The organism is Pseudomonas citronellolis (assembly GCF_001586155.1).
Taxonomy (GTDB): Bacteria; Pseudomonadota; Gammaproteobacteria; order Pseudomonadales; family Pseudomonadaceae; genus Pseudomonas; species Pseudomonas citronellolis.
The window spans coordinates 6285107-6311245 of the sequence record NZ_CP014158.1 but is presented as its reverse complement, the minus strand read 5'-3'; the positions used below and the strand labels follow the sequence as shown (position 1 = coordinate 6311245).

The window sequence follows — 26139 nt, the reverse complement described above, 5'->3', positions numbered from 1 at the left end:
TCTCCCTGAAGGGAGAGGGGACCGTTCGGAGCGTGCTGATGTTTCGGCGTTAGCCGGCTTGTACCGATTACCCGGCTAACACCAAATCCTTTCTCGGCACGGACAAGCCCCCTCTCCCTTCAGGGCGGGGCGCGCAGCCGAGGGCTGGGGAGAGGGCGCTCTAGAACCCAACACCAAAACCCCAGCCACCCTCCCTTAGCGAGCAACCAACACCCAACGAAAGACCACCCAACCCTCTCCCCCTGTCACACCCCACCGTCTAGGCTATCCCCCACCGGCGCCCTATTTCCGTGCGCCCCCATGCCCGGCATGCGCCCCCAGGCCCCGCGATGGTGCCCGGCGCCCGTGCGCAGCCCGTTCCACGGCCCCTGGCGGCTGGCACGGGACTTGCGCGGAAGCTGTGTCGCCCAGGCCCGCAGGAGGCCCGCCGTGTCGATCCATGTCGCCTTGCAGCACGTCACCCACTACCGCTACGACCGCGCCGTGAACCTCGGCCCGCAACTGGTGCGCCTGCGCCCGGCGCCGCACAGCCGCACGCGCATCCTCGGCTATTCGCTGAAGGTCGTCCCGGGCAAGCACTTCATCAACTGGCAGCAGGACCCGCAGGGCAACTACCTGGCGCGCCTGGTGTTCCCGGAGAAGATCGAGGAACTGCGGGTGGAGGTGGACCTGGTCGCCGAGATGGCGGTGTTCAACCCCTTCGACTTCTTCCTCGAGTCCTACGCCGAGCAGTTCCCCTTCGCCTACGGCGCCGACGAGCAGCGCGAGCTGGCGCCCTACCTCGCGCGCCAGCCGGCCAGCCCGCGGTTCGCCGAATACCTCGCCGCGGTGCCGCGCGACGCCAGCCCCACCGTGGACTTCCTGGTCGCGCTGAACCAGCGCCTGGCCGGCGACGTGCGCTACCTCATCCGCATGGAACCCGGCGTGCAGACGCCCGAGCAGACCCTGGAGCTGGCCTCCGGCTCCTGCCGCGACTCGGCCTGGCTGCTGGTGCAGCTGGCGCGCCACCTGGGCCTGGCGGCGCGCTTCGTCTCCGGCTACCTGATCCAGCTCACCGCCGACCAGAAATCCCTGGACGGCCCCAGCGGCACCGAAGTGGACTTCACCGACCTGCACGCCTGGGCCGAGGTCTACCTGCCCGGCGCCGGCTGGGTGGGGCTGGACCCGACCTCCGGGCTGTTCGCCGGCGAGGGCCACATCCCCCTGGCCTGCAGCCCCGAGCCGTCCTCGGCGGCGCCGATCACTGGCGCGCTGGAGGAATGCGAGGTGCAGTTCAGCCACCAGATGCGCGTGGAGCGCGTCTGGGAAGCGCCGAGGGTGACCAAGCCCTACAGCGAGGAACAGTGGCAGGCGATCCGCGAGCTGGGTTCGCGCATCGACGCCGACCTCGCCGAACGGGACGTGCGCCTGACCATGGGCGGCGAGCCGACCTTCATCGCCATCGACTACCCCGACGACCCCGAGTGGAACACCGCCGCCCTGGGCCCGAACAAGCGCCGCCTGGCCGCCGAGCTGTTCCACCGCCTGCGCCGCCACTACGCGCCCAAGGGCCTGGTGCACTTCGGCCAGGGCAAGTGGTACCCCGGCGAGCAACTGCCGCGCTGGTCGCTCAACTGCTACTGGCGGCGCGACGGCGAGCCGCTGTGGAACAACCCCATGCTCTACGCCGAGGAGGGCCGCAGCTACGGCGCCGACGCCGCCCTGGCCGCGCGCTTCCTGCGCCGCCTCGCCGGGCGCCTGGGCCTGGCCGGCGACACCCTGTTCGCCGCCTACGAAGACTGGTTCTACTACCTCTGGCGCGAGCGCCGGCTACCCAGCAACGTCACCCCGGAAGATCCGCGCCTGGCCGACCCGCTGGAGCGCGAACGCCTGTGCCGGGTGTTCGAGCGCGGCCTGGGCGAGGAGGTCGGCCATGTGCTGCCGCTGGCGCGCAGCGCCGCCGGCGACACCTGGGAAAGCAGCCGCTGGTTCCTCCGTGGCGAGCACTGCCGGCTGGTCCCCGGCGACTCGGCGCTGGGCTACCGCCTGCCGCTGGACTCGCAGCCCTGGGCCAGCGAGGCCGACTACCCCTACGTCAACCCGGCCGACCCCAGCCAGCCGCGCCCACCGCTGCGCCGCGCCGCGCAACTGCAACAGGTACGCGAGCGCATGCCCGGCGGCCCGGACGCCACGCGCCAGCCGCTGCTGCACCAGTCCGCCGGCTGGATCACCCGCACCGCGCTGTGCGCCGAGCCGCGCGAAGGCCGGCTGTACCTGTTCATGCCGCCGCTGGCGGAGCTGGAGGCCTACCTGGAGCTGGTCGCCGCCATCGAGGCCACCGCCGGCGAACTGGGCTGCCCGGTGCTGCTGGAAGGCTACGAGCCGCCGGCCGACCCGCGCCTGAGCAACTTCCGCGTCACCCCCGACCCGGGCGTGATCGAAGTGAACATCCACCCCTCGGCGAACTGGGACGAACTGGTCGAGCGCACCGAATTCCTCTACGAGGCGGCGCGCCAGTCGCGGCTGTCCAGCGAGAAGTTCATGGTCGACGGCCGCCACGTCGGCACCGGCGGCGGCAACCACTTCGTCCTCGGCGGCGCCACCCCGGCGGACTCGCCCTTCCTGCGCCGCCCGGACCTGCTGCGCAGCCTGGTCAGCTACTGGCACAACCACCCCTCGCTGTCCTACCTGTTCTCCGGCCTGTTCATCGGCCCGACCTCCCAGGCGCCGCGGGTGGACGAGGCGCGCAACGACGCGCTCTACGAACTGGAGATCGCCTTCGCGCAGATGCCCGAGCCGGGCGCCGACTGCCCGCCCTGGCTGGTCGACCGCCTGCTGCGCAACCTGCTGGTGGACGTCAGCGGCAACACCCACCGCGCCGAATTCTGCATCGACAAGCTGTACTCGCCGGACAGCGCCAGCGGTCGCCTCGGCCTGCTGGAACTGCGCGCCTTCGAAATGCCGCCCCACGCGCGCATGAGCCTGGCCCAGCAACTGCTGCTGCGGGCCCTGGTGGCGCGCTTCTGGGCCGAGCCCTACACGCCGCCGAAGCTGGTGCGCTGGGGCACCGAACTGCACGACCGCTTCCTGCTGCCGCACTTCGTCGAGCAGGACTTCGCCGACGTGGTCCACGAACTCAACGCCTTCGGCTACCCGCTGCGCAGCGACTGGTTCGCCCCGCACTTCGAATTCCGCTTCCCGAAATACGGCGACTACGCGGTGAAGGGCATCGATCTGGAACTGCGCCAGGCCCTGGAGCCCTGGCACGTGCTGGGCGAGGAGGGCGCCCCCGGCGGCGCCGTGCGCTACGTGGACTCGTCCCTGGAGCGCGTGCAGCTGAAGCTGGGCGGCATGGCCCCGGACCGCTACGTGGTCACCTGCAACGGCCGCCCGGTGCCGCTGCGGCCCACCGGCCAGGTCGGCGAATACGTCGCCGCGGTGCGCTACCGCGCCTGGCAGCCGGCGTCCTGCCTGCAGCCGACCATCGGCGTACAGGCGCCGCTGGTCTTCGACATCGTCGACACCTGGATGCAGCGCTCCCTCGGCGGCTGCCAGTACCACGTCAGCCACCCCGGCGGGCGCAGCTACGACAGCTTCCCGGTGAACGCCTACGAGGCCGAGAGCCGGCGCCTGGCGCGCTTCTTCCGCCACGGCCACACGCCCGGCAAGCTGAACGTGGAGGCGCCGCGCGCCGACGCCGAACTGCCGATGACCCTCGACCTGCGGCGGACATGAGCGCCGCCGCCCGCTAAAGTGAACAGGCCGCCTTGCACGCCGAGTCCCTGATGTCCGAGTTGCTCGCCCACTACCCGCTGTCCGCCACGGCGTACCACGAACTGCTGGACGCCGCGGGCGGCGTGCGCCCGCACTGGCAACGCCTGGTCCAGCGCCTGGAACGCGCCAGCGCCGCGCAGTTGGAGCAGCGCCAGGCCCTGCTGGCGCGGCAGATCCAGGAAAACGGCGTGACCTACAACGTCTACGCCGACCCCAAGGGCGCCGACCGCCCCTGGGAGCTGGACCTGCTGCCCAACCTGCTGTCCGCCGAGGAATGGGCCGGCATCGCCGCCGGCGTGGCGCAGCGCGGGCGGCTGCTCAACGCGGTGCTGGCCGACCTCTACGGCGAGCAGCGCCTGCTCGCCGAGGGCGTGCTGCCGACCGAACTGGTCTACGGCCACCCCAACTTCCTCTGGCCCTGCGGCGGTTTGCCGGTGCCCGGCGGCATCTACCTGCACAGCTATGCCGTGGACCTGGCGCGCGACGCCGACGGCCGCTGGCACGTGCTCGCCGACCGCACCCAGGCGCCCTCCGGCGCCGGCTACGCCCTGGAGAACCGGCAGATCATCTCCCGCGCCCTGCCGGAGCTGTACCGCGAACTGCGCGTGCAGTACCTGGCCGGCTACTTCCGCACCCTGCAGGAAACCCTCGCCCACTGCGCCCCGGCCGACGGCGAGACGCCGCTGGTGGTGCTGCTGACCCCGGGGCGCTTCAACGAAACCTACTTCGAGCACCTGTACCTGGCGCGCCAGCTGGGCTTCCCGCTGGTGGAAGGCCACGACCTGACGGTGCGCGACGCCACCCTCTACCTCAAGACCCTCGGCGGCCTGAAGCGCGTGCACGCGGTGCTGCGGCGCCTGGACGACGACTTCTGCGACCCGCTGGAACTGCGCACCGACTCCGCCCTCGGCGTGCCCGGCCTGCTCGACGCCGTGCGCCGCGGCCGCGTGCTGGTGGCCAACGCCCTGGGCAGCGGCGTGCTGGAATCGCCGGGGCTGCTGGGCTTCCTGCCGGCGGCCAGCCGCCGGCTGTTCGGCGAAGACCTGCTGCTGCCGGCGGTGCAGACCCACTGGTGCGGCGAACCGGGCGCCCTGGACATGGTGCTGGGCGAGCTGGAGCGCCTGGTCATCAAGCCGGCCTTCCCCTCGCAGAGCTTCGAGCCGCTGTTCGGCCACACCCTGGGCCCGGCGGCCCGCACCGAGCTGTGCCAGCGCCTGCGCGCGCAGCCCCACGCCTACGTGGCGCAGCGCCAGGCGCAGCTGTCCCAGGCGCCGGTGTGGCAGCAGGCCGGCGCGCGCGGCGAACTGCAATCGCGCGCCATCGGCATGCGCGTGTTCGCCGTGGCCGCCAGCGACGGCCGCTACTGGGTGATGCCCGGCGGCCTGACGCGGGTGGCCTCGGCGGCGGACGCCGAAGTGGTCTCCATGCAGCGCGGCGGGGCCAGCAAGGACACCTGGGTGCTGGCCGACCGCCCGGTCCACGGCGAGCCGCTGCGGCCGCGCAACATAGGCGCGCGCGACCTGATCCGGCAGGACCCGTACCTGCCCTCGCGGGTGGTGGAAAACCTCTACTGGTTCGGCCGCTACGCCGAGCGCTGCGACGACAACGCCCGGCTGCTGCGCGTGGTGCTGTCGCGCTACGTCGATGCCGACGGCGACGAGCAGGCCCTGCGCAGCGCGCTGGACCTGGCCGGCGCCATGGGCCTGATCCCCCGGGGCGAGGCGCCACTGGAGCAGCGCCTGCTGGCGGCCCTGCTGGACGAGCACTGGAGCAACAGCCTCTGCGCCAACCTGCGCCGCCTGCACTGGGCCGCCGCCCAGGTGCGCGGGCGGCTGTCGCGGGAGAACTGGCTGGCGCTGATGGAGCTGCAGCGCGACCTACAGGCGCTGGACGCGCGCGACACCGAACTGGGCGACGCCCTGGACTTCCTCAACCGCCTGCTGATGTCCCTGGCCGCGCTGTCCGGCTTCGCCCTCGACGACATGACCCGCGACGACGGCTGGCGCTTCCTGATGATCGGCCGGCGCATCGAGCGCATCCAGTTCTTCGCCGACGCCATCGCCGGCTTCCTCGACGGCGGCGCAGCCTGGGACCCGGGCGCCCTGGAATGGCTGCTGGAGCTGGGCAACAGCACCATCACCTACCGCTCGCGCTACCTCGCCGGGCCGCAGCTGATCCCGGTGCTCGACCTGCTGTTGCTGCACGAGCAGAATCCCCACGCCCTGTACTTCCAGCTGCAGGCCCTGGAGCGTTCCCTGGAACGCCTGCACCAGGAATTCGGCATGCCCCGCGAGCAGGAACTGGCGCTGCTCACCGCGCGCCTGCTGGCCTTCGACTTCGCTACCCTGGAGAACCCGCTGTTCGGCAGCGCCGGGCAGGACGAAGTGCTCGCCGGCCTGGCGCGCCTGCTGCGCGAACTGGCGCAGGGCGCCGGCCAGGCATCCGACCGCCTCGGCCTGCGCTACTTCGCCCACGTCGACGACGTCAGCCAGCGCACGGTGTCCACCTGATGGCCGAAGCCCAGCTTTCCCCAACGTCCGCGCCGGTGGCGCGCTACCAGGTGTTCCACGACACCCGCTACCGCTATGCCGCGCCGGTGTCGCTGTCGCAGCAACTGCTGCACCTGTGGCCGCGCGACTGTCCCCGGCAGCGCTGCCTGGGCCGCGAACTGCAAATCGAACCCGTGCCCACCCAGCGCAGCGACGGCTTCGACGTGTTCGGCAACCCGCTGACGCGCCTGGCCTTCGAACGGCCCCACGACGAACTGCAGGTGAACGCCCGCCTGCAAATCGAAGTGCTGCCGCGCCCGCCGCTGCACGCCTCGCCGGCCTGGGAACAAGTGGCCGCCGGCTTGGCCTTCAGCGGCCGCGCCCTGTCGGCGCAGGAACTGGAAGCCTGCCGCTTCCGCATGGAATCGCCCTACGTGCGCATCAAGCGCCAGTTCGCCGAATTCGCCGCCGACTGCTTCCCCGCCGGCCGGCCGCTGCTGGAAGGCGCCGCGGCGCTGATGCAGAAAATCTTCGACGAATTCGCCTTCGACGCCGAAGCCACCCAGGTGGCGACGCCCCTGACCGAAGTGCTGGCGCGCCGCCGCGGCGTGTGCCAGGACTTCGCCCACCTGATGCTCGCCTGCCTGCGCTCGCGCGGCCTGGCGGCACGCTACGTCAGCGGCTACCTGCTGACCCGCCCGCCACCCGGCCAGCCCCGCCTGATCGGCGCCGACGCCTCCCACGCCTGGGTCTCGCTGTACTGCCCGGCCAACGGCTGGGTGGACTTCGACCCCACCAACAACATCCTCCCGGCCCTGGAACACATCACCCTGGCCTGGGGCCGCGACTTCGCCGACGTCTCGCCGCTGCGCGGGGTGATCCTCGGCGGCGGCAGCCACGACCCGGAAGTGCGGGTGACGGTGATGCCGCATTGGGAATTGGCGGTGTGACGGAGCAACACGGCCAGGCTCCGAGGTGCTCTCCGTAGGATCGAGGGGGACGCCTAGTTCTTGCTCGCGAACGGTGCTTGCGGGTGGCTGCTATGTGTCCGGTTGACTCCGCTCCCTCACCCCAGCCCTCTCCCGGAGGGAGAGGGGGCCGTTCGGCGTGGGCTGGAGGTTCGGCGTCAGCCTGTAGGAGCGAGCTTGCTCGCGAACGGTGCTTGCGGGTGGCTGCTGCGTGTCCGGTTGACTCCGTTCCCTCACCCCAGCCCTCTCCCGGAGGAAGAGGGAGCCGTTCGGCGTGGGCTGGAAGTTCGGCGTCAGCCTGTAGGAGCGGGCCCTGCCCGCGAAATCGCGCGCAGGGCGCGCTCCTACATGGGAATGGTCCTCGCGCACTGCAGGTTTCCAGAGAACGAAACACCGGGTTATTCCCCCTCAGCCCAGCGCAAGCGAGTTCGCGGGAGCGACGGGGGATAACCAGGTGTACCAGGACGACCCCGGATTCCCCGCCCGCTCAGGACAGCCCCCTCTCCCGCTTGCGGGAGAGGGGTGGGGTGAGGGTGGTGCAGGAGAACGCCGTCGTAGGATGGGTTGAGCGAAGCGATACCCATCACCAAGGCCGCATGGGTTTCGCAAGCTCAACCCATCCTACGAAAAGCGCCTCTGCGCAGCCGGCAAGTTAGTTGCTCCTGGCAACCCCGCCCGCCGGGCAAGCCGCAAACGGCGTGCTAGCTTTTCCCTGGTCATTTCCCAATCAACGGATGGGCCAGGCCATGGGCGACACGAACATCGTCAACGTGGGTACGGAGAAGTTCAACGAAATCTGGTCGCTGGTGCAGCAGTACGCCCTGGCCTTCGGCATCAAGATCCTCGCCGCCATCGCCTTCTGGGTGATCGGCCGCTGGCTGATCGGCCTGGCGGTGGGCATGGTCGAGCGGGCCCTGGCCCGGCAGAGCGTCGACCCGACGCTGCTGCGCTACGTCGGCTCCTTCATCACCGTGACCCTCAACATCGTCCTGGTGATCGGCATCCTCGGCTACTTCGGCGTGCAGACCACCAGCCTGGCGGCGCTGATCGCCGCGGCCGGCGTGGCCATCGGCATGGCCTGGTCGGGGCTGCTGGCAAACCTCGCCGCCGGCGGCTTCATCATCGTCCTGCGGCCGTTCAAGGTCGGCGATTTCATCACCGCCGCCGGCGTCACCGGCACGGTCAAGGAGATCGGCCTGTTCTCCACCGCCATCAACACCCCGGATAACGTGCTGACCCTGGTGGGCAACAACAAGGTCTTCGGCGACACCATCCAGAACTACAGCCACAACCCCTTCCGCCGCGTCGAACTCAAGGCCCAGCTGTCCGGCGCCGCCGACTACGCGGCCGCCACGGCCCTGCTCAAGGAGCGCATCGCGCAGATCCCCAACGTGCTCGACGAGCCACCGGTGGAGGTGGAGATCCTCGAGTTCAACCTGGTCGGCCCGGTGCTGGCGGTGCGCCCGTACTGCCACAACGACAACTACTGGCAGGTCTACTTCGACACCAACCGCACCATCAGGGAAGCCCTGGGTACCGGCTTCCCAGCGCCGATGCCGGCGCAGACCATCATCGTGCAGCAGCAATCCGCCAACTGATCGCCACGCCACACACAGAGGCACCGCAAGGGTGCCCCTGGTGCTTCCGAATGCGTTTTCCTACGCCGTTGGGGATGGGCGGTCGCCAATCCTCGACAGCCGGTGAGCGCGCAGGAGCTTTCCTGCCGCCATAGGAAATTTCACCTTCTCCCGAGTGGGGAGGCCCGCTGAAGCTGGCGATTCATCCTGCATATTCCCCCCGTCGACAAGCGCACCCTGGGTGGACCTCGACCGACGCTTCCCGCGCCGGTCGCCGTCTTCATCGCCCGGGGGCCCGATGTCACGCCATTCCCGTTTCGCCGCTTTCAGCCTGATCGAGCTGCTCGTCACCCTGGCCGTGCTGGCCATCACCCTCGCCATCGCGGTGCCTGGCTTCACCCAACTGGTACGCAGCCAGCAGGTGCAGGGCGCCGCCCAGGAGCTGTATGCGCTGCTGCTCTATACCCGCAGCGAGGCGGCCAGCCGCGGGCGCTCCGTCACACTGAAGCCGGCCCAGGGCAGTACCTGGCGCGGGACTCTGACGGTGACGGCCGGCAGCACCAGCCTGCGGCAGGTGGCGCTGCGTGACGCCGTCGTCCTGGCCAGCGCTGCTAACAGCATCGTCTTCCGCGCCGATGGGCGCCTGGGCGGCAACGCGACCTGCATCAGCATCTGCCCGGCCGTGGACGGCGCGACCTGCCAGCGCATCCGCATTCTCGCCAGCGGGCAGATAGCCTTGCCGGCCAGCGGAGGCTGCTCATGAGGGCCGCATGCGCGGGCGTCGGCCTGATCGAGGTGCTGGTGGCGCTGCTGGTGCTGACGGTGGGCGGCCTGGGCATGCTCGCCCTGCAGTCGCAGGCGGTGCAGAACACCCAGGCGGCCATCCTGCAGGGCAACGCGGTGATGCTCGCCCACGACCTGCTGGAGATGATGCGCAGCAACCGCGACGCGGTGCTCGACGCGACGGGGCAGTTGAACGGCGAGTCGAAGTATTTCAAGGCCGAGAAGTCCGCCTTTCCAGCCATACCAGACAACTGCGGGACACGGCAGCGCGGTAGCGGTGGCGACGGCGTCGCGACCGCCGACCTCGGCTGCTGGCGTGGCCGGATCGAGCGCTTGCTGCCGGTGACCGCGGACCTCCTGACGAAGGAGTTCGCGGTCTGCCGCAGCGCTTCGGGCGAAGCCTGTTCCGACGCCGGTTCCCTGGTGATGATCCGCGTCGCCTGGGCCGACAAGCGTTCGAAAATGTGCGACGGGGGCGTGTGCAGCTACGTGCTGCGCGCGGAGCTGTGAAATGAGGGCCTCCCATCTGCAGCATGGCCAGCGGGGCCTGTCGCTGGTCGAACTGATGGTGGCGCTGCTGCTCGGCAGCGTGCTGATCATCGGTGTCACCCAGTTGTTCCTCGACCAGAAGCGCCACGCCCAGTTCCAGTTCGGCCAACTGGCCAACCAGGGCAATGCCCGTTTCGCCACCCACTCCATCGAGCGCCTGGTGGCACGCGCCGGCTACCGGGCCAGGCCCCAGGCGCAAATAGCCGAGGAAGCCTTCCCGGCACGGGGAGCCGTCCATGGCTGTCCGGCTTTCGCCGCCGGGCAGACGCTGGCCCTGGCCCAGGGCAACAGGAGCGCGGCCTTGTGCGTGCGCTACCAGCGTGGCCTGGAGGCGCAAGAGGCGGACTGCAGCGGCGCGTCGCTGCCTTTCTCGACGAAACCGCTCAACGTGGTCGCCCACCTGGCGCTGGACAGCAACGCCGGAAAGCTGACTTGCACTTCCTTCGTCGAAGGGGGAAGCGGCCCCGGTTCCGCCAGCGTGCTGGTCGAGGACATGGTGGATTTCAGCTTCCAGCCGCTGGCCGACAGCACCGAGCAAGTACAGCAGGTCGGCCTGTACCTGCTGTTCGCCGGCAAGGGCGGCCAGGGCGACGGCATCGTCAGCGGGGTGCGCAACGACTGGCAGGCGCTGAGTGGCCGAGCCCCCGCCATCGCCGCCAGCGACACCCGTCCGTTGCAGATCGCCTTCGCCGCCATCGCCCAGAGGAACCTGAAGCCATGAATGTCCGTGCAAGCGCAACGGCCCAGGGCGGCGCCGTGCTCGTCGTGGCGCTGGTCATGCTGCTGCTGATGACCGTGCTGGCCCTGTCCGGCATCTCCGCCAGCCAGTTGGAGTTCCGCCTGGCCGGCAACCGCGCGGAACAGGTGCGCGCCTTCAACGCGGCCGAATCGGCCTTGCGCAACGTCGAGCGGCGCCTGGCGGATATCGCCGGCAGCGACGACCTGCGCGGCGCCAGTTGCGCCGGGCGCCAGGGCCTCTGCGTGCTGCAGGTGGACAGCGTGCGGCGCGTCGACGAGCAGGGCGCCTGGCAGTGGAGCTGGAGCAGCGATCCGGGTGCGTGGTGGGGAAAGGCGCAGAACGCCATCGACTACCGCGGCGCCGACGGCCAGAGCGGCTTCGACCGGACGCTGCGCCAGCACGCCGCCTACTTCGCCAGCGATGGCGACGGCCTGAACCTGGGCAACCTCGACGAGCCGCAGCTGCGCACCGACTACTACTACGCCGACGTCTATGCCGGGAGCGATGACGGGCGCACGCCGGTGCTCCTGCAATCGGTCTTCGCCCGGCGCTACGTGAACTGAGGAAAACCGATGAGCCTTCGCCGCCACTACCCCCGTCTCTTCCTCGGCCTGGCAGCGGCCTGGCTGGCCATGCCGGCGAGCGCCGATAAGCTGCACATCAGCCAGCAGCCGCTGTTCCTCAGCCAGACGGTGGCGCCGAACCTGATCCTGACGATGGACAGTTCCGGCAGCATGCACATGGCTTACGTTCCCGATGCCATCGGTAAGCACGCCGATAGTCGTCGGGCCAAGGCGGCCAGCTACAACCCGATGTACTACAACCCCCAACTGACCTACCGGGTGCCGAAGCAGGTCACCTTCAGCAACGGTCGACTGACGGTGCGCGAATACCCCGTCAGCCAGGGCGGTGGCTTCGATTTCACCCAGGTCAGGCGTAACGGCTTCGATGAAAGACGCGAGACGATCGACCTGGCCAATGAGTACCGGGTGACCTGGCGTTATTCTCCGGATTCGTCGAGCGATCTCGAGCAGACGAAGAATCCCGAAAGCGACTTCAAGCGCAGCGCTTCGCTGTCCACCGGGCAGACCTGGGATGGTGACCTCGCTCCCGGCCTTAGGCTGGAGATCAAGCGCACGGGGTGGTTCTCGTGCGATGGGCATCTCAACGGCAGGTGGGTTCCCTGTAGTTACGATTTGTTCGCGGGCACCTCCACGGTGGACCTTACCCAGCATGGTGTGCCGGCCTACTACTACAGGTTCGACGCGAGCCTGAGCGGCTGCTCGGCGTCCTCGACCGACGACAAGTGCTACAAACTGGTCAAGGTCGGCGCGAACTCCGGCCCGAACGGCGAGGACGAACGGGAGAACTTCGCCATCTGGTACGCCTTCTACCGCAACCGCGCCCTGGCCACCCAGAGCGCCGCCAACCTGGCCTTCAACAGCCTGCCCGAGTCCATCCGGCTGACCTGGCAGGATTTGAACGGCTGCAGCCAGCTCGACGGGCAGTGGGGGTGCAACGGCATCAGCTACAGCGGCGGCAACCCGTTTCGTCCATTCGCCAAGAAGCACCGCGCGGATTTCTTCCACTGGCTGTCGAGCGTCAGGTTCAGCGGCGGTACGCCTCTGCGCCAGGCGCTGGACCGGGCCGGCAAATTCATCGCCGACGAGGACGGCCCAGCCTACGACTTCGAGCCCGGCGGCAAGAAAGAGCCGAAATTCACCTGTCGCCCCAGCTATCACCTGATGATGACCGATGGGCTGTGGAACGGCAGGGCGGGCTCGGTGGGCGGCAACGTCGATGGTAGTGGCAGGACGTTGCCGGACGGCGCTCACTATGCGGCCCGCTCGCCCTTCAAGGACGGGGCGAAGAACACCCTGGCCGACCTGGCCTTCCACTACTGGGCCACCGATGCGCGCACGGACCTTGCCAACGAGCTGAAGCCCTACGTTCCCTTCGCCCAGGCGGATGCCACCCGGCAATACTGGGACCCGCGCAACAACCCGGCGACCTGGCAGCACCTGGTGACTTTCACCATGGGCCTGGGCCTGGGGCACTCGCTGCTCAGCCCGCAATGGTCCGGCGGCACCTTCGAGGGGGCCGGCTACCAGGGCCTGGCCAATGGCAGCATCGCCTGGCCGCCAGCGAGCTCCGATCATGAAAACAACGTCTACGACCTCTGGCACGCGGCGATCAACTCCCGCGGCGAGTTCTTCAGCGCCGAGGACCCGCAGCAGATGGTCGACGCCTTCGCCAGCATCCTCTCGCGCATCGTCAACCGTGCGGCCTCGGCGGCGCGACCGGCGGTGGCGGCCGGCGAGGTGAAGGACCAGGCGCATGTCTACGTCGCCTCCTTCTCCAGCGAGGACTGGAGCGGCGACCTGGTCAAGTACCTGCAACCGGCGAACGCCGGCCGGCAGCAGCTGTGGAGCGCCAAGGCGCTGCTCGACGCGCGCAAGAACCCGCGGCGGGTACTCATGGGCAAGGGCAAGAGCCTGGTGGACTTCGCCTGGAGCAACCTCGACAGCGGGCAGCGGCGCGTCTTCAACCAGACGCTCTCCGGCGACCAGGACTCCCGCGGCGAAGCGCGCGTGCAGTACCTGGCCGGCAAGCGCGACCTCGAAGGGAGCGAGTTCCGCGTGCGCGGCGGGCTGCTCGGCGACATCGTCAACTCGGCGCCGCTGCTGGTGACGGCGCCGTCCCGCCCGGCGCTGCCGCGCGACCGCCTGGAAAGCCCCGACAATGACGGCCTGAGCAGCAGGGACGACGCCTACAGCGAATTCAAGGCGGCGCAGGCCTCGCGGCGCAGCATGATCTACGTCGGCGCCAACGACGGCATGCTGCACGCCTTCGACGCCGAGACCGGCGAAGAGGTCTTCGCCTTCGTGCCCCGTCCCGCCCTGGCCGGCATGTACCGGTTGACCGATCCGCGCTACACCATTGCGGAGCATCGCTACCTGGTGGACGGCCCCCTGGTCGCCGAAGACGTGTTCTTCGACGGCGCCTGGCGCACCGTGCTGGTCGGCGGCCTCGGCGCCGGCGGCCGCGCGCTCTTCGCCCTGGACGTCACCGACCCGCAGCAGCCGAAGCTGCTCTGGGAGATCGAAGGCGGCGCCGGCCCGTTCGCACGCCTCGGCCATACCCTGGCGCGCCCGGTCATCACCCGCCTGCACAGCGGCCAGTGGGCGGTGCTGGCGGCCAACGGCTACGACGGCCTGCAGGACATGGCGGTGCTCTACCTGATCGACATCGCCACCGGCTCGCTGCTGCGCGAACTCAACGTGAGCCAGGGCGGCGATGCCGCCAACGGCCTGTCCAGCCCCCGCGCCGCGGACATGGACGGCGACGGCATCGTCGACCACGCCTACGCCGGCGACCTGCTCGGCAACCTCTGGCGCTTCGACCTCTACAAGGCCGGCAGCCAGGGCGGATATGGCGGTCCCGATTCCGCCGGCGCCGCGGACTACCGGGTCGGGCTGGCCGGACGGCCGCTGTTCCGCGCCCGCGACGCCTCCAACAATGTCCAGCCCATCACCGCGGCGCCCTGGCTGGTCCGCCATCCCTCGGGCCAGGGCGTGCTGGCGCTGCTGGGAACCGGCAAGTACTTCGAGGTCCACGACGCCGAGGCCGACACCAGCCGGGCGATGAGCCTCTACGGCATCTGGGACAGGCTGGCCGCGGGAGAGCAGGGCGGCAACGACTCGACGGTGACGCGCAACAGGCTGCAGGCCCAGAAGTTCACCAAGGCCACCGACAGCTACCGAAGCCTCAGCAGCAACCCGCTGGCCTGGGCGCCCGCTGCGCAGAAGCCCGGCTCGGCCGGCAACGGCGTGCATGGCTGGCTGCTGGACCTGCCGAAGACCGGCGAGCAGGTCGTCGCCGACCCGGCCAGCAGCGGCCGGCTGGCCTTGTTCGCCACCCTGACGCCGAACGCCGACCCCTGCCAGGATGGCGTCAGCACCTGGCTGCTGGCGCTCAACCCCCTGACTGGCGGGGCGCCGCTGACGGACGCGCTGGACTACAACAACGACGGCGTGGTCGATGCGCGGGACCGTGTCGAAGGCAACAAGGTCGCCGGTGTGCTGTTGCCCGGCGGCCTGGGCGGGGCGTCCCTCGGCTTCGACCTGTCCAGCGGCCTGGGTGTCGCCCACGGCAGCGAAGGGGCGGTGCGTTTCTACGACGGCATCCGCCCGGGCCGGCAGAGCTGGCGCCAGATGGAGGCATCGGAATGAGCGGGCAGAACGGCTTCAGCCTGCTGGAGCTGATGATCGTCGTGGTCATCGTCGGCATCCTCGCCAGCGTCGCCTATCCCAGCTACGTGGAATACGCGCGGCGCTCCGACCGCGCCGAAGGCCAGGCCCTGCTGATGGAGGCGGCGGCGCGCCAGGAACGATTCTTCGCGCAGAACCGCCGCTATGTGGTGGCCGATGCCGATATCGCCTCTCTCGGCCTGCAGGCGACCTCGCGCAATGGGCGCTACGTCCTGACGCTGTCGGCCGGCGAAGATGGCGATGGCGGCTACCTGCTGGAGGTCGAGCCGCAACGCAACGATCCCCGCTGCGGCACCCTGACGCTCAACGCCCTGGGCCAGCGCAGCCCGGCCACCAGCGAGTGCTGGCGCTAGGTCGGCGCGCGGTCGACCCACTTGGGCGCGGCCAGGGGCTTCCAGGCCTGCAGGGCGTCGATCAGTTCGGCCGGGGTGGCGCCGCGCTGCAGCATCTGGCGGTGTTCCGCACGGACGAAGCGCTCCTGTACCAGGTGGTCGAGGAAGCTCAGCAGCGGGTCGTAGAAGCCGTTCACTTCCAGCAGGCCCAGGGGCTTGGCGTGGTAGCCCAGTTGGCCCCAGGTCCAGACCTCGAAGAGCTCCTCTAGGGTGCCCAGGCCGCCGGGCAGGGCGATGAAGGCGTCGCTCAGCTCGGCCATGCGCGCCTTGCGCGCGTGCATGCCGTCGACCACCTCCAGGCGGCTCAGGCCCTTGTGGCCGATTTCCGCCTCCTTCAGGCTCTGCGGGATGATCCCCACCACCTCGCCGCCGGCGGCCAGGGCGGCATCGGCCACCATGCCCATCAGGCCCACGGCGCCGCCGCCATAGACCAGGCGCAGGCCGCGCTCGGCGATGTGCCGGCCGAGGCTCTCGGCCGCTTCGCGGTAAATGGGGCTGGCACCGGGGCTGGCGCCGCAGAATACGCAGATGGAACGCAAGGTCATTGTCTGGAACTCCGTGACCGTCAAAACGGTCGTCAGAGTAACTGCTGCGTGTCCGCGCTCCAAGCCGCCATGGCCGACCTAGCCGCCGTAAGCGCCCTGGGCATAGCACGCGAGGACTTGCTGAAAAATTGTATACATGTTTGTATCCGATTTGTCGTGCATGGCGACGCTCTCCGTCAGGCATCCGTGACGGTCTATGCTGGACGGGGCGCGCTAATTTGCCTCGTTGAAAGTTCGTATCAGCCTGATAGAACTGCATGCTGGCAAGACTATGGCGCCGCCCGCACCGAATTGACCTGGATCAGCAGGCGCCGCCCGACTATCGGGCAGTCTGCCGTTCCGGATTCTCCGCCCAACCTGCCCAGGAGGCTCGTATGTTCCACAAACTCGCTGCTGTCACCCTGCTCGGTCTGTTCAGCGCCCCGCTGCTGGCTGCCGAATGCTCGGTGGACATTCAAGGCAACGACCAGATGCAGTTCAACACCAACGCCATCAGCGTGGACAAGAGCTGCAAGACCTTCACCGTGAACCTGTCCCACCCCGGCGCCCTGCCGAAGAACGTCATGGGCCACAACTGGGTGCTGACCACCGCCGCCGACATGCAGGGCGTGGTCGCCGACGGCATGGCCGCCGGCCTGGACAAGAACTACCTGAAGGACGGCGATACCCGCGTGATCGCCCACACCAAGATCATCGGCTCCGGCGAGAAAGACTCGGTGAGCTTCGACGTCTCCAAGCTGAAGGAAGGCGAGCAGTACATGTTCTTCTGCAGCTTCCCGGGCCACTCGGCAATGATGAAGGGCACCCTCGCTCTGAAGTGAGTTCGTCGCTTCGTACGAAAGCCCGGCTTGCAGCTGGGCTTTTTCGTTTTAACTTATCCTGGTAGGCGACCCGCCGTGCCTGGGTCGCGTCAGGGGGGAAGAACGTGTACCACGGTGAACGATTCAATGCCTGGACCCACCTGCTCGGCGCCGTGGCGGCGCTGGTGGGCGGCACCTGGCTGGTGATCGCCAGCAGCCTGCTCGGCGATGCGCTGAAGATAGTCGGCGTCTCGGTCTACAGCGGCAGCCTGCTGCTGCTCTACAGCGTCTCCACCACCTACCACAGCGTGCGCGGGCGGGCCAAGGCGATCCTGCGCAAGCTCGACCACCTGTCGATCTACCTGCTGATCGCCGGCAGCTACACGCCCTTCTGCCTGGTGAGCCTCAAGGGCGCCTGGGGCTGGACGCTGTTCGGCATCGTCTGGAGCCTGGCGGTGCTGGGCATGCTGCAGGAACTCAAGCCGCGCTCCGAGGCGCGGGTGCTGTCCATCGTCATCTACGCGGTGATGGGCTGGATCGTGCTGATCGCCCTGGGCCCGCTGTACCGCGCCCTCGGCCCGGGCGGCCTGGCCTGGCTGGTGGCCGGCGGGGCCAGCTACACCATCGGCATCCTGTTCTTCGCCTACGACGAGCGCTTCCGCCACTGGCACGGCATCTGGCACCTGTTCGTGATCGCCGGCAGCCTGCTGCACTTCATCGCGGTGTGGCAGTACGTGCTGCCGGCGCGGGTGGCATAGAAGCGGAATATCGTGCCTCCCGGCAACCTGTAGCGGGCCCTGCCCGCGATTCGCGCGCAGGGCGCGCTCCTACAGGGGAATGGCGCGGGTGGGGCAGCGTAGGAGCGGATCTCATCCGCGAATCGCGCCGGAGGTTCCGGCTAATCGCGGACAAGGTCCGCTCCTACGGGGGAGGAATACCGTGCCTCCCGGCAACCTGTAGGAGCGGGCCCTGCCCGCGAAATCGCGCGCAGGGCGCGCTCCTACAGGGGAATGGCGCAGGTGGGGCAGCGTAGGAGCGGATCTCATCCGCGAATCGCGCCGGAGGTTCCGGCTAATCGCGGACAAGGTCCGCTCCTACGGGGGGAGGAATACCGTGCCTCCCGGCAATCTGTAGGAGCGGGCCCTGCCCGCGAAATCGCGCGCAGGGCGCGCTCCTACATGGAATGGCGCGGGTGGGGCAGCGTAGGAGCGGATCTCATCCGCGAATCGCGCCGGAGGTTCCGGCTAATCGCGGACAAGGTCCGCTCCTACGGGGGAGGAATACCGTGCCTCCCGGCAACCTGTAGCGGGCCCTGCCCGCGAAATCGCGCGCAGGGCGCGCTCCTACATGGAATGGCGCGGGTGGGGCAGCGTAGGAGCGGATCTCATCCGCGAAACGCGCCGGGATGTCCGGCTATCGCGGACAAGGTCCGCTCCTACGGGGGTAGGAATACCGTGCCTTCCGGCAATCTGTAGGAGCGGGCCCTGCCCGCGAAATCGCGCGCAGGGCGCGCTCCTACATGGAATGGCGCGGGTGGGGCAGCGTAGAAGCGGATCTCATCCGCGAATCGCGCCGGAGGTTCCGGCTATCGCGGACAAGGTCCGCTACCCCCTCCGGCAAGCACGAGACCCGTAGGATGGTGTTGAGCGAAGCGATACCCATCAGCATGGCCCGATGGGTTTCGCAAGCTCAACCCATCCTACGAAAAGCGCCCCGGCGCGGCTTGCAAGACAGTTGCGCCAACAGGCGATGGCGCAAGGCGCCCTCACGGCGCCTTCGGCAGCTGCCGCTTGTGGTGGGTCTTCTCGTAGGTGCGCTTGATGATCTCGAAGGCCTCCGGGCTGACCGGCTGGCCGTGCAGGAAGGCGTCGATCTCCTGGTAGGTCACGCCGTGGGCGTGTTCGTCCGGCTTGCCGGGGGCGAGGTCTTCGAGGTCGGCGGTGGGCACTTTTTCCACGAGGAATTCCGGGGCGCCCAGGGTGCGGGCGATGGTGCGTACCTGGTGCTTCACCAGGCCGGTCAGCGGGGCGATGTCGCAGGCGCCGTCGCCGAACTTGGTGAAGAAGCCCATCACCGCCTCGGCAGCGTGGTCGGTGCCCACCACCAGGCCCTGGCGGGCGTTGGCGATGGTGTACTGGGCGACCATGCGCATGCGCGCCTTGGTGTTGCCCAGGGCGAAGTCCACGGTGGCGGCGGGCAGGCCGTCGAGGGCGCGGGTCTGCTCGGCCAGGGCCTGGACCGCCGGGCCGATGTTCACCGTGTGGCGCTCGTCCGGGGCGATGCAGTCCACCGCCGCCTGGGCGTCGGACTCGTCGCCCTGCACGTTGTAGGGCAGGCGCACGGCGATGAAGCGGTAGTCCGGGTTGCCGGTTTCCTCGCGCAGGCCTTCCACGGCGCGCTGGCAGAGCATGCCGGCGGTGAGGGAGTCGACACCGCCGCTGATGCCCAGCACCAGGGTCCTGGTGCCCGACTCGCGCAGGCAGTCCTGGATGAAGCGGATGCGGCGCTGGATTTCCGCCTGCACGTCGGCCTCGGTGGCGAAGGGCCGCTGCACGTTGAGGTCCTTGGCGATGTCGTCTTGGATGGTTTTCATGGGCTTCTCTGTCCGGTTGTGGACGGGCGCGGCCCGTCGGATGCGGAAAAAATACCAGCACACGGCGTGCCGGGCGATGCCCGGATGGTCGCGGGCGCTTCAGGGCCGCTCCAGGTGCTCGCCGATCCACTCGACGAAGGCGCGCACCTTGGGCACCGCCGCGGCCTGCTCCGGGTAGGCCAGGTAGTAGGCGCTGCGGCTCTGCAGGCTGTGCGGCCAGGCGACCACCAGCTTGCCTTCGGCCAGCTCCTCCTCCACCAGGAAGCGCGGCAGCAGGGCCACGCCGCAGCCGGCCTGGGCGGCGCGGATGCACATGTAGAAGGTGTCGAAGCGCGGCCCGTGGAAGCTGTGCTCGCTGCGCCGGTCGAGGCTGGCGAACCACTCGTGCCAGGCCTCCGGGCGGGTGGCGTTCTGCAGCAGCACCAGCTCGTCCAGCTGCAGCGGGTCCTCCAGCGGCTGCGCCGGGAGGAGCGCCGGCGAGCACACCGGCAGCATTTCCTCGCCGAACAGGTGCAGGCACTCGGCGCCGGGCAGGGTGCCGGGGCCGAAGAAGAAAGCCACGTCGCAGCGCGAGTGCAGCAGGTCGTCGGGCTCCAGTTCCTGGCGCAGGTCCAGGTGGATGTTCGGGTGGCGATGGCGCCAGCCGTTGAGCAGCGGGATCAGCCAACGCGCACCGAAAGTGGGCGGGGTGGACACGCGCAGCACCTCGGTCTCGCCGCCATAGGACAGCAGGTAGCGGGTGGACAGCTCCACCTGGCTGAGGATCTTGCGCACCTCCTGCAGGTACAGCTCGCCCGCCGGGGTCAGTTGCAGGCGCCGGCGCACGCGGCGGAACAGCAGGTGCTGGAGCATCTCCTCCAGCTGCGCCACCTGCTTGCTCACCGCGCTCTGGGTCAGCGCCAGCTCCTCCGAGGCGCGGGTGAAGCTCAGGTGCCGGGCCACGGCCTCGAAGCACTGCAGGGCGGTCATGGAGGGCAGGTGGCGTTTGTTGAGCATCGTCGTGATCGGCTCTGTGAATGCCGGTAGGGCGGCTCCGCCGACGCGCAGCCACCCCTGGCATGAATTTACGGAATGATGTGCATAGGAAACGTCGTTTGTTGGCCGCCTGCAAGCCGGTTATTACTGCTTGCATTCCAATGGCTTAACCGACTGGCTCAGGAGACGCGATGATTTCCGCACTGCTCGAGAAACTGGGAGTCGATTCCTCCCTCTACTCCAACGGCGACCATGTCATCCACAGCCCCATCGACGGCAGCCGCCTGGGCGCCGTGCGCCTGGAAAGCGCCGCCGAAGTGGAGCAGAAGATCGGCCGCGCGGCCCAGGCCTTCGCCGCCTGGCGCGCGGTGCCGGCGCCGCGCCGCGGCGAACTGGTGCGGCTGTTCGGCGAGCAGCTGCGCGCACACAAGACCGAGCTGGGCGAGCTGGTGTCCTGGGAGGCCGGCAAGATCACCCAGGAAGGCCAGGGCGAAGTGCAGGAGATGATCGACATCTGCGACTTCGCCGTCGGCCTGTCGCGCCAGCTCTACGGCCTGACCATCGCCTCCGAGCGCCCCGGCCACCACATGCGCGAGACCTGGCAGCCGCTGGGCGTGGTTGGCGTCATCAGCGCCTTCAACTTCCCGGTCGCCGTGTGGTCGTGGAACACCGCGCTGGCCCTGGTGTGCGGCAACCCGGTGGTGTGGAAGCCGTCGGAGAAGACGCCGCTCACCGCGCTGGCCTGCCAGGCCCTGTTCGACAAGGCCCTGGCGCAGTTCGGCGACGCCCCGGCCTGCCTCAGCCAGGTGCTGATCGGCGACCGCGCCGCCGGCGAGGCCCTGGTGGACGACCCGCGCGTGGCCCTGGTCAGCGCCACCGGCAGCACCCGCATGGGCCGCGAAGTGGGCCCGCGCGTCGCCGCACGCTTCGGCCGCAGCATCCTCGAACTGGGCGGCAACAACGCCATGATCCTGGCCCCCAGCGCCGACCTGGACATGGCCGTGCGCGCCATCCTGTTCAGCGCCGTGGGCACCGCCGGGCAGCGCTGCACCACGCTGCGCCGGCTGATCGCCCACGAGTCGGTGAAGGACGAGATGGTCGCGCGCCTGAAGGCCGCGTATTCGAAAGTGCGCATCGGCCACCCGCTGCAGGGCAACCTGGTCGGCCCGCTGATCGACGAGCGCAGCTTCCTGGCCATGCAGGGCGCGCTGGAGCAGGCGCGCGGCGAGGGCGGCACGGTGTTCGGCGGCGAGCGCCAGCTGCAAGACCAGTTCCCCGAGGCCTTCTACGTCTCCCCGGCCATCGTCGAGATGCCCGAGCAGAGCGACGTGGTGCGCAGCGAGACCTTCGCCCCGATCCTCTACGTGATCCCCTACAAGGACTTCGACGAGGCGGTGGCGCTGAACAACGCCGTGCCCCAGGGCCTGTCGTCCTGCGTGTTCACCACCGACGTGCGCGAGGCGGAAGCCTTCATGTCGGCGATCGGCAGCGACTGCGGCATCGCCAACGTCAACATCGGCCCCAGCGGCGCGGAAATCGGCGGCGCCTTCGGCGGCGAGAAGGAAACCGGCGGCGGCCGCGAGTCCGGCTCCGACGCCTGGAAGGCCTACATGCGCCGGCAGACCAACACCGTGAACTGGTCGCGGGAGTTGCCGTTGGCCCAGGGCATAGTGTTCGATTAGCTGCAAGCTGCAAGCTGCAAGCTGCAAGCTGCAAGCTGCAAGCTGCAAGCTGAAAGCGCAAGACCAGGGTGTGACTTCTAGCTGTGGGTGGGGCGGCAGGCTCTTTCTTGGAGCTTGCCGCTTGCCGCTTGCAGCTCCTTGTACAAGGATCAGCGGATGTCGCTTCGCCAAGAGTGTCTGTGGGAACACCTGACCCCCGAGCGGCCGCAGGCGCCGTCGCTGCTGGGGGAACACGAGGCCGACGTGTGCGTCGTCGGCGCCGGCTTCACCGGGCTCTCCGCGGCCCTGCACCTGCTGGAGGCGGGGCGCAGCGTCTGTGTGCTGGAGGCCCATCGCACCGGCCATGGCGGCGCCGGGCGCAACGTCGGGCTGGTCAATGCCGGCCTGTGGATTCCGCCGGACGAGATCGAGGCGGGCATGGGCCAGGAGGTCGGCTCGCGCCTCAACCGCATGCTCGGCGCGGCGCCCTCGCTGGTCTTCTCGCTGATCGACAAGTACGCCATCGATTGCCAGGCGCGCCGCGAGGGCACCCTGCACATGGCCCACAACCAGCGCGGCCTGGACGACCTGCGCAGCCGCTGCGAGCAATGGCAGCGCCGCGGCGCCCCGGTCGAGCTGCTCACCGGCGCGGCCTGCGCCGAGGCCTGCGGCACCGAGCGGATCGCCGGCGCGCTGCTCGACCGCCGCGCCGGCACCCTCAACCCCATGGCCTACGTCAGCGGCCTGGCCCGCGCCGTGGTCGAGCTGGGCGGCGGGCTGTACCACAACTCGGCGGTGACCGCGCTGGAGTGCGAGGGCGCTGCCTGGCGCGTCATCACCGGCGAGGGCAGCGTGCTGGCGCAGAAGGTGGTGATCGCCTCCAGCGCCTACACCGAGGGCGAGTGGACGCAACTGCGCCGCACCTTCTTCCCCGGCTACTACTACCAGGTCGCCTCGCGCCCGCTGGAGGGCGCCGAGGCCGCGCGCATCCTGCCCGGCGGCCAGGGCTCCTGGGACACCCGCCAGGTGCTCAGCAGCATCCGCCGCGACGCCGACGGCCGCCTGCTGCTCGGTAGCCTGGGCAAGGGCACCGGCAAGCCGGAATGGTTCATCCGCAGCTGGGCCGACCGCATCCAGCAGCACTACTTCCCGCGGCTGGGCAAGGTGGACTGGGAATTCACCTGGACCGGCTGCATCGACTTCACCCCCGACCACCTGATGCGCCTGTTCGAGCCGGCGCCGGGGCTGCTCGCCATGAGCGGCTACAACGGCCGCGGGGTGACCACCGGCACTGTGGTGGGCAAGGCCTTCGCCGACTTCCTGCTGCGCGGCGAGGCCAGCGCCCTGCCCATGCCCCTGCGGCCGCTGGAGGAGGTTTCCGCGGCGGGCCTGCGCAGCTGCCTGTACGAGGCGGGCTTCTCGCTCTACCACGCCGGGCAGTGCCTGCGCGTGGTGATCTAGCGGCGCGCCCGGGACGGGGGCGCCCGGCCCCGTCCGCCTCGTCTGGCCCCTTCTGCACTTTGGTCTAGCCTTTTTGGTGCGTTACCTCGATGGGCGCGCACCGAGAATGTGCAGTTAGGTGACAGCGATGGTTACCGCTCGGGTTGCGCCCGTTGGCTGCTGGTTGTGCCAGCTCGCGGGATGGACGGTTGCGCCCATTGGATGTTTGGGTTGCACCTTTTGTTTTTGGGGGTTGCACACGCCAAAAGCTGTTTTCTGCCGGCCCTGGCCGGTTCTGCTGTCCGACTTTTCGAATAACAAAAACGGATGGCACGCGGCTTGCTGTTGGCTAATCGCCAACATCTGTTGTTTCGCGCGTCACCACAAAAACCTCAGGAGCAAAACTCCATGTCGCAGAAGATTTTCAGAAAAGGCTTTCTGGCCCTGGCGGTAACCGCCGCGATGGGCATGACTTCTCTCGCCCAGGCCGACGTCGTGATCGGCGTCGCCGGCCCGCACACCGGGGCCAACGCCTCCTTCGGCGAGCAATACTGGCGCGGAGCGACCCAGGCCGCCGAGGACATCAACGCCGCCGGCGGCGTCAACGGCGAGAAGATCAAGCTGGTGAAGGCGGACGACGCCTGCGAACCGAAACAGGCCGTGGCCGTGGCCAACCGCCTGGTCGACGAAGACAAGGCGGTGGCGGTGGTCGGCCACTTCTGCTCCTCCTCCACCATCCCCGCCTCCGAGGTCTACGACGAGGCCGGCATCATCGCCATCACCCCCGGCTCGACCAACCCGCAGGTTACCGAGCGCGGCCTCTCCGGCATGTTCCGCATGTGCGGCCGCGACGACCAGCAGGGCATCGTCGCCGGCGACTACATCGTCGACGTGCTCAAGGCCAAGAAGGTCGCGGTCATCCACGACAAGGACACCTACGGCCAGGGCCTGGCCGACGCCACCCGCGCGCAGCTGAACAAGCGCGGCGTGAAGGAGGTGCTGTACGAAGGCCTGACCCGCGGCGAGAAGGACTTCAACGCCCTGGTTACCAAGATCCGCGCCTCCGGCGCCGAGGTCGTCTACTTCGGCGGCCTGCACCCCGAGGCCGGCCCGCTGGTGCGGCAGATGCGCGAACAGGGCCTGACCGCCAAGTTCATGTCCGACGACGGCATCGTCACCGACGAACTGGTCACCACCGCCGGCGGCCCGCAGTACGTCAAGGGTGTGCTGATGACCTTCGGCGCCGACCCGCGGCTGATCCCCGACGGCAAGGCGGTGGTCGAGAAGTTCCGCGCCGGCGGCTTCGAGCCCGAGGGCTACACCCTCTACGCCTACGCCTCGGTGCAGGCCCTGGCGGCCGGCTTCAACGGCGCCGGCAAGACCGACCCGGCGGCCGCTGCCAAGTGGCTGAAGTCGCACCCGGTACAGACCGTGATGGGCAAGAAGGAGTGGGACCAGAAGGGCGATCTGAAAGTCTCCGACTACGTGGTCTACGAATGGGACGACAAGGGCAAGTACCACCAGCTGGACGCTTTCAAGAAGTGATCCCGGCCTGACGCGCCGCCTGCCGGCGCCGCCACGAGCGGCGCCGGCATCCCCGCAGGTCGACGTCGCCCGCTGGCGGTCACGAGCCGCATCAGGCGCGCCGCGTCAGCCTTTTCCTGCCCCGCTTGCGTGAGTATCCAATCGTGGACGGCATCTTTCTCCAGCAAATGATCAACGGGCTGACCCTCGGGTCGGTCTACGGCCTGATCGCCATCGGTTACACGATGGTCTACGGCATCATCGGCATGATCAACTTCGCCCACGGCGAGGTTTACATGGTCTCGGCCTACCTTTCCGCCATCGGCCTGGCGCTGCTGGCCTTCTTCGGCCTGCATTCCTTCCCGCTGCTGATCCTCGGCACGCTGATCTTCACCATCCTGGTCACCGGCGTGTACGGCTGGGTGATCGAGCGCATCGCCTACAAGCCGCTGCGCAACTCCACACGCCTGGCGCCGCTGATCAGCGCCATCGGCATGTCGCTGATCCTGCAGAACTACGTGCAGCTGGCCCAGGGCCCGCGCCAGCAGGGCGTGCCGACGCTGCTCGAAGGCGCCTTCAAGCTGCACATCGGCGATGGCTGGGTGCAGCTGACCTACACCAAGCTGTTCATCCTGCTGGCCTCCTTCGCCGGCATGGCCGTGCTCACCTACGTGATCCAGTACACCAAGCTCGGGCGCATGTGCCGTGCCACCCAGCAGGACCGCAAGATGGCCTCGATCCTGGGCATCAACACCGACCGGGTGATCTCCTACGTGTTCGTCATCGGCGCCGCCATGGCCGCGCTGGCCGGCGTGCTGATCACCATGAACTACGGCACCTTCGACTTCTACGCCGGCTTCATCATCGGCATCAAGGCGTTCACCGCCGCGGTGCTCGGCGGCATCGGCTCGCTGCCCGGGGCCATGCTCGGCGGCCTCATCCTGGGCGTGGCCGAGGCGCAGTTCTCCGGCATGGTCAACACCGACTACAAGGACGTGTTCGCCTTCGGGCTGCTGGTGACCATCCTCATCTTCCGACCGCAAGGACTCCTGGGCCGGCCCCAGGTATCGAAGGTGTGAG

General features: G+C 69.1%; 19 protein-coding genes. 16 read left to right on the top strand and 3 right to left on the bottom strand.

Features of this window, described 5'->3' with window-relative positions; genetic code table 11:
- Positions 1-429: 429 nt before the first annotated feature.
- The 10 genes from PcP3B5_RS27615 (at position 430) to PcP3B5_RS27570 (ending at position 15482) form a co-directional block, all read left to right on the top strand.
- Positions 430-3714, top strand: coding sequence for a transglutaminase family protein (locus PcP3B5_RS27615; RefSeq protein WP_061562945.1), 3285 nt, complete (start codon positions 430-432; stop codon positions 3712-3714).
- A gap of 50 nt (positions 3715-3764) precedes the next feature.
- Entirely contained in the window at positions 3765-6263 is a 2499-nt protein-coding gene (locus tag PcP3B5_RS27610) for a circularly permuted type 2 ATP-grasp protein (protein WP_061563345.1), read from the top strand.
- The gene (locus PcP3B5_RS27605; protein ID WP_145923957.1) at positions 6263-7192 is read left to right on the top strand and encodes a transglutaminase family protein; all 930 of its coding nucleotides are present in this window, start codon (positions 6263-6265) and stop codon (positions 7190-7192) included. Before PcP3B5_RS27610 ends, PcP3B5_RS27605 begins: the two co-directional genes overlap by 1 nt.
- A gap of 764 nt (positions 7193-7956) precedes the next feature.
- A complete protein-coding gene (locus PcP3B5_RS27600; RefSeq protein WP_009613430.1) occupies positions 7957-8808 on the top strand; it encodes a mechanosensitive ion channel family protein in 852 nt (283 codons plus the stop codon).
- A gap of 277 nt (positions 8809-9085) precedes the next feature.
- Positions 9086-9550 (top strand): GspH/FimT family pseudopilin, encoded by a 465-nt coding sequence (locus tag PcP3B5_RS27595; RefSeq protein ID WP_061562944.1) that lies wholly within the window; start codon positions 9086-9088, stop codon positions 9548-9550.
- Positions 9547-10080 carry a type IV pilus modification protein PilV gene (pilV, locus tag PcP3B5_RS27590; RefSeq protein ID WP_061562943.1) on the top strand — a complete coding sequence of 178 codons (534 nt, stop codon included), beginning with the start codon at positions 9547-9549 and terminating at the stop codon, positions 10078-10080. Before PcP3B5_RS27595 ends, pilV begins: the two co-directional genes overlap by 4 nt.
- Before the next feature lies 1 nt (position 10081).
- Positions 10082-10840 carry a PilW family protein gene (locus PcP3B5_RS27585; protein ID WP_009613424.1) on the top strand — a complete coding sequence of 253 codons (759 nt, stop codon included), beginning with the start codon at positions 10082-10084 and terminating at the stop codon, positions 10838-10840.
- Positions 10837-11421: a pilus assembly PilX family protein gene (locus PcP3B5_RS27580; protein WP_058488215.1), complete on the top strand. Its 585-nt coding sequence runs from the start codon at positions 10837-10839 to the stop codon at positions 11419-11421. The genes PcP3B5_RS27585 and PcP3B5_RS27580 overlap by 4 nt, the downstream gene beginning before the upstream one ends.
- A gap of 9 nt (positions 11422-11430) precedes the next feature.
- Positions 11431-15090, top strand: a complete 3660-nt coding sequence (locus PcP3B5_RS27575; RefSeq protein WP_061562942.1) for a pilus assembly protein — start codon at positions 11431-11433, stop codon at positions 15088-15090.
- Entirely contained in the window at positions 15087-15482 is a 396-nt protein-coding gene (locus PcP3B5_RS27570) for a type IV pilin protein (RefSeq protein ID WP_058488217.1), read from the top strand. The genes PcP3B5_RS27575 and PcP3B5_RS27570 overlap by 4 nt, the downstream gene beginning before the upstream one ends.
- On the opposite strand, the gene PcP3B5_RS27565 is transcribed toward PcP3B5_RS27570, so the two are convergent.
- The gene (locus tag PcP3B5_RS27565; protein WP_009613417.1) at positions 15479-16066 is read right to left on the bottom strand and encodes an LOG family protein; all 588 of its coding nucleotides are present in this window, start codon (positions 16064-16066) and stop codon (positions 15479-15481) included. The two genes, PcP3B5_RS27570 and PcP3B5_RS27565, sit on opposite strands and share 4 nt — an antisense overlap.
- Before the next feature lie 374 nt (positions 16067-16440).
- Here PcP3B5_RS27565 and azu point away from each other — a divergent pair, with 374 nt between their 5' ends.
- Positions 16441-16887 carry an azurin gene (azu, locus tag PcP3B5_RS27560; protein ID WP_009613416.1) on the top strand — a complete coding sequence of 149 codons (447 nt, stop codon included), beginning with the start codon at positions 16441-16443 and terminating at the stop codon, positions 16885-16887.
- Positions 16888-16991: 104 nt separating this feature from the next.
- A complete protein-coding gene (gene trhA, locus PcP3B5_RS27555) occupies positions 16992-17624 on the top strand; it encodes a PAQR family membrane homeostasis protein TrhA (RefSeq protein ID WP_043268620.1) in 633 nt (210 codons plus the stop codon).
- 1007 nt (positions 17625-18631) lie between these two features.
- Here trhA and nadE read toward each other — a convergent pair.
- Positions 18632-19459 (bottom strand): ammonia-dependent NAD(+) synthetase, encoded by an 828-nt coding sequence (nadE, locus tag PcP3B5_RS27550; RefSeq protein ID WP_009613414.1) that lies wholly within the window; start codon positions 19457-19459, stop codon positions 18632-18634.
- Between the two features lie 99 nt (positions 19460-19558).
- Positions 19559-20455 carry a LysR family transcriptional regulator gene (locus tag PcP3B5_RS27545; RefSeq protein WP_061562941.1) on the bottom strand — a complete coding sequence of 299 codons (897 nt, stop codon included), beginning with the start codon at positions 20453-20455 and terminating at the stop codon, positions 19559-19561.
- Between the two features lie 170 nt (positions 20456-20625).
- Between PcP3B5_RS27545 and amaB the strand changes: the two genes are divergently transcribed.
- From amaB to PcP3B5_RS27525, 4 genes are all read left to right on the top strand, one after another.
- Positions 20626-22116, top strand: coding sequence for an L-piperidine-6-carboxylate dehydrogenase (gene amaB / locus PcP3B5_RS27540; RefSeq protein ID WP_061562940.1), 1491 nt, complete (start codon positions 20626-20628; stop codon positions 22114-22116).
- A 156-nt stretch (positions 22117-22272) separates the two neighbouring features.
- Positions 22273-23556, top strand: a complete 1284-nt coding sequence (amaA, locus tag PcP3B5_RS27535; protein ID WP_061562939.1) for an L-pipecolate oxidase — start codon at positions 22273-22275, stop codon at positions 23554-23556.
- A 387-nt stretch (positions 23557-23943) separates the two neighbouring features.
- A complete protein-coding gene (locus PcP3B5_RS27530; RefSeq protein WP_009613410.1) occupies positions 23944-25080 on the top strand; it encodes a branched-chain amino acid ABC transporter substrate-binding protein in 1137 nt (378 codons plus the stop codon).
- Between the two features lie 143 nt (positions 25081-25223).
- The gene (locus PcP3B5_RS27525; protein WP_009613409.1) at positions 25224-26138 is read left to right on the top strand and encodes an ABC transporter permease subunit; all 915 of its coding nucleotides are present in this window, start codon (positions 25224-25226) and stop codon (positions 26136-26138) included.
- Position 26139 lies beyond the last annotated feature (1 nt).

Excerpts from the sequence above, each read along its gene's own strand:
- PcP3B5_RS27585 (WP_009613424.1), top strand. The coding sequence starts at position 10,082 with ATGAGGGCCTCCCATCTGCAGCATGGCCAGCGGGGCCTGTCGCTGGTC.
- PcP3B5_RS27575 (WP_061562942.1), top strand. The coding sequence starts at position 11,431 with ATGAGCCTTCGCCGCCACTACCCCCGTCTCTTCCTCGGCCTGGCAGCG.
- PcP3B5_RS27600 (WP_009613430.1), top strand. The coding sequence starts at position 7,957 with ATGGGCGACACGAACATCGTCAACGTGGGTACGGAGAAGTTCAACGAA.
- PcP3B5_RS27610 (WP_061563345.1), top strand. The coding sequence starts at position 3,765 with ATGTCCGAGTTGCTCGCCCACTACCCGCTGTCCGCCACGGCGTACCAC.
- PcP3B5_RS27595 (WP_061562944.1), top strand. The coding sequence starts at position 9,086 with ATGTCACGCCATTCCCGTTTCGCCGCTTTCAGCCTGATCGAGCTGCTC.
- PcP3B5_RS27565 (WP_009613417.1), bottom strand. The coding sequence starts at position 16,066 with ATGACCTTGCGTTCCATCTGCGTATTCTGCGGCGCCAGCCCCGGTGCC.
- amaA (WP_061562939.1), top strand. The coding sequence starts at position 22,273 with ATGTCGCTTCGCCAAGAGTGTCTGTGGGAACACCTGACCCCCGAGCGG.
- PcP3B5_RS27545 (WP_061562941.1), bottom strand. The coding sequence starts at position 20,455 with ATGCTCAACAAACGCCACCTGCCCTCCATGACCGCCCTGCAGTGCTTC.
- PcP3B5_RS27605 (WP_145923957.1), top strand. The coding sequence starts at position 6,263 with ATGGCCGAAGCCCAGCTTTCCCCAACGTCCGCGCCGGTGGCGCGCTAC.
- nadE (WP_009613414.1), bottom strand. The coding sequence starts at position 19,459 with ATGAAAACCATCCAAGACGACATCGCCAAGGACCTCAACGTGCAGCGG.
- PcP3B5_RS27580 (WP_058488215.1), top strand. The coding sequence starts at position 10,837 with ATGAATGTCCGTGCAAGCGCAACGGCCCAGGGCGGCGCCGTGCTCGTC.
- PcP3B5_RS27570 (WP_058488217.1), top strand. The coding sequence starts at position 15,087 with ATGAGCGGGCAGAACGGCTTCAGCCTGCTGGAGCTGATGATCGTCGTG.
- azu (WP_009613416.1), top strand. The coding sequence starts at position 16,441 with ATGTTCCACAAACTCGCTGCTGTCACCCTGCTCGGTCTGTTCAGCGCC.
- PcP3B5_RS27530 (WP_009613410.1), top strand. The coding sequence starts at position 23,944 with ATGTCGCAGAAGATTTTCAGAAAAGGCTTTCTGGCCCTGGCGGTAACC.
- pilV (WP_061562943.1), top strand. The coding sequence starts at position 9,547 with ATGAGGGCCGCATGCGCGGGCGTCGGCCTGATCGAGGTGCTGGTGGCG.
- amaB (WP_061562940.1), top strand. The coding sequence starts at position 20,626 with ATGATTTCCGCACTGCTCGAGAAACTGGGAGTCGATTCCTCCCTCTAC.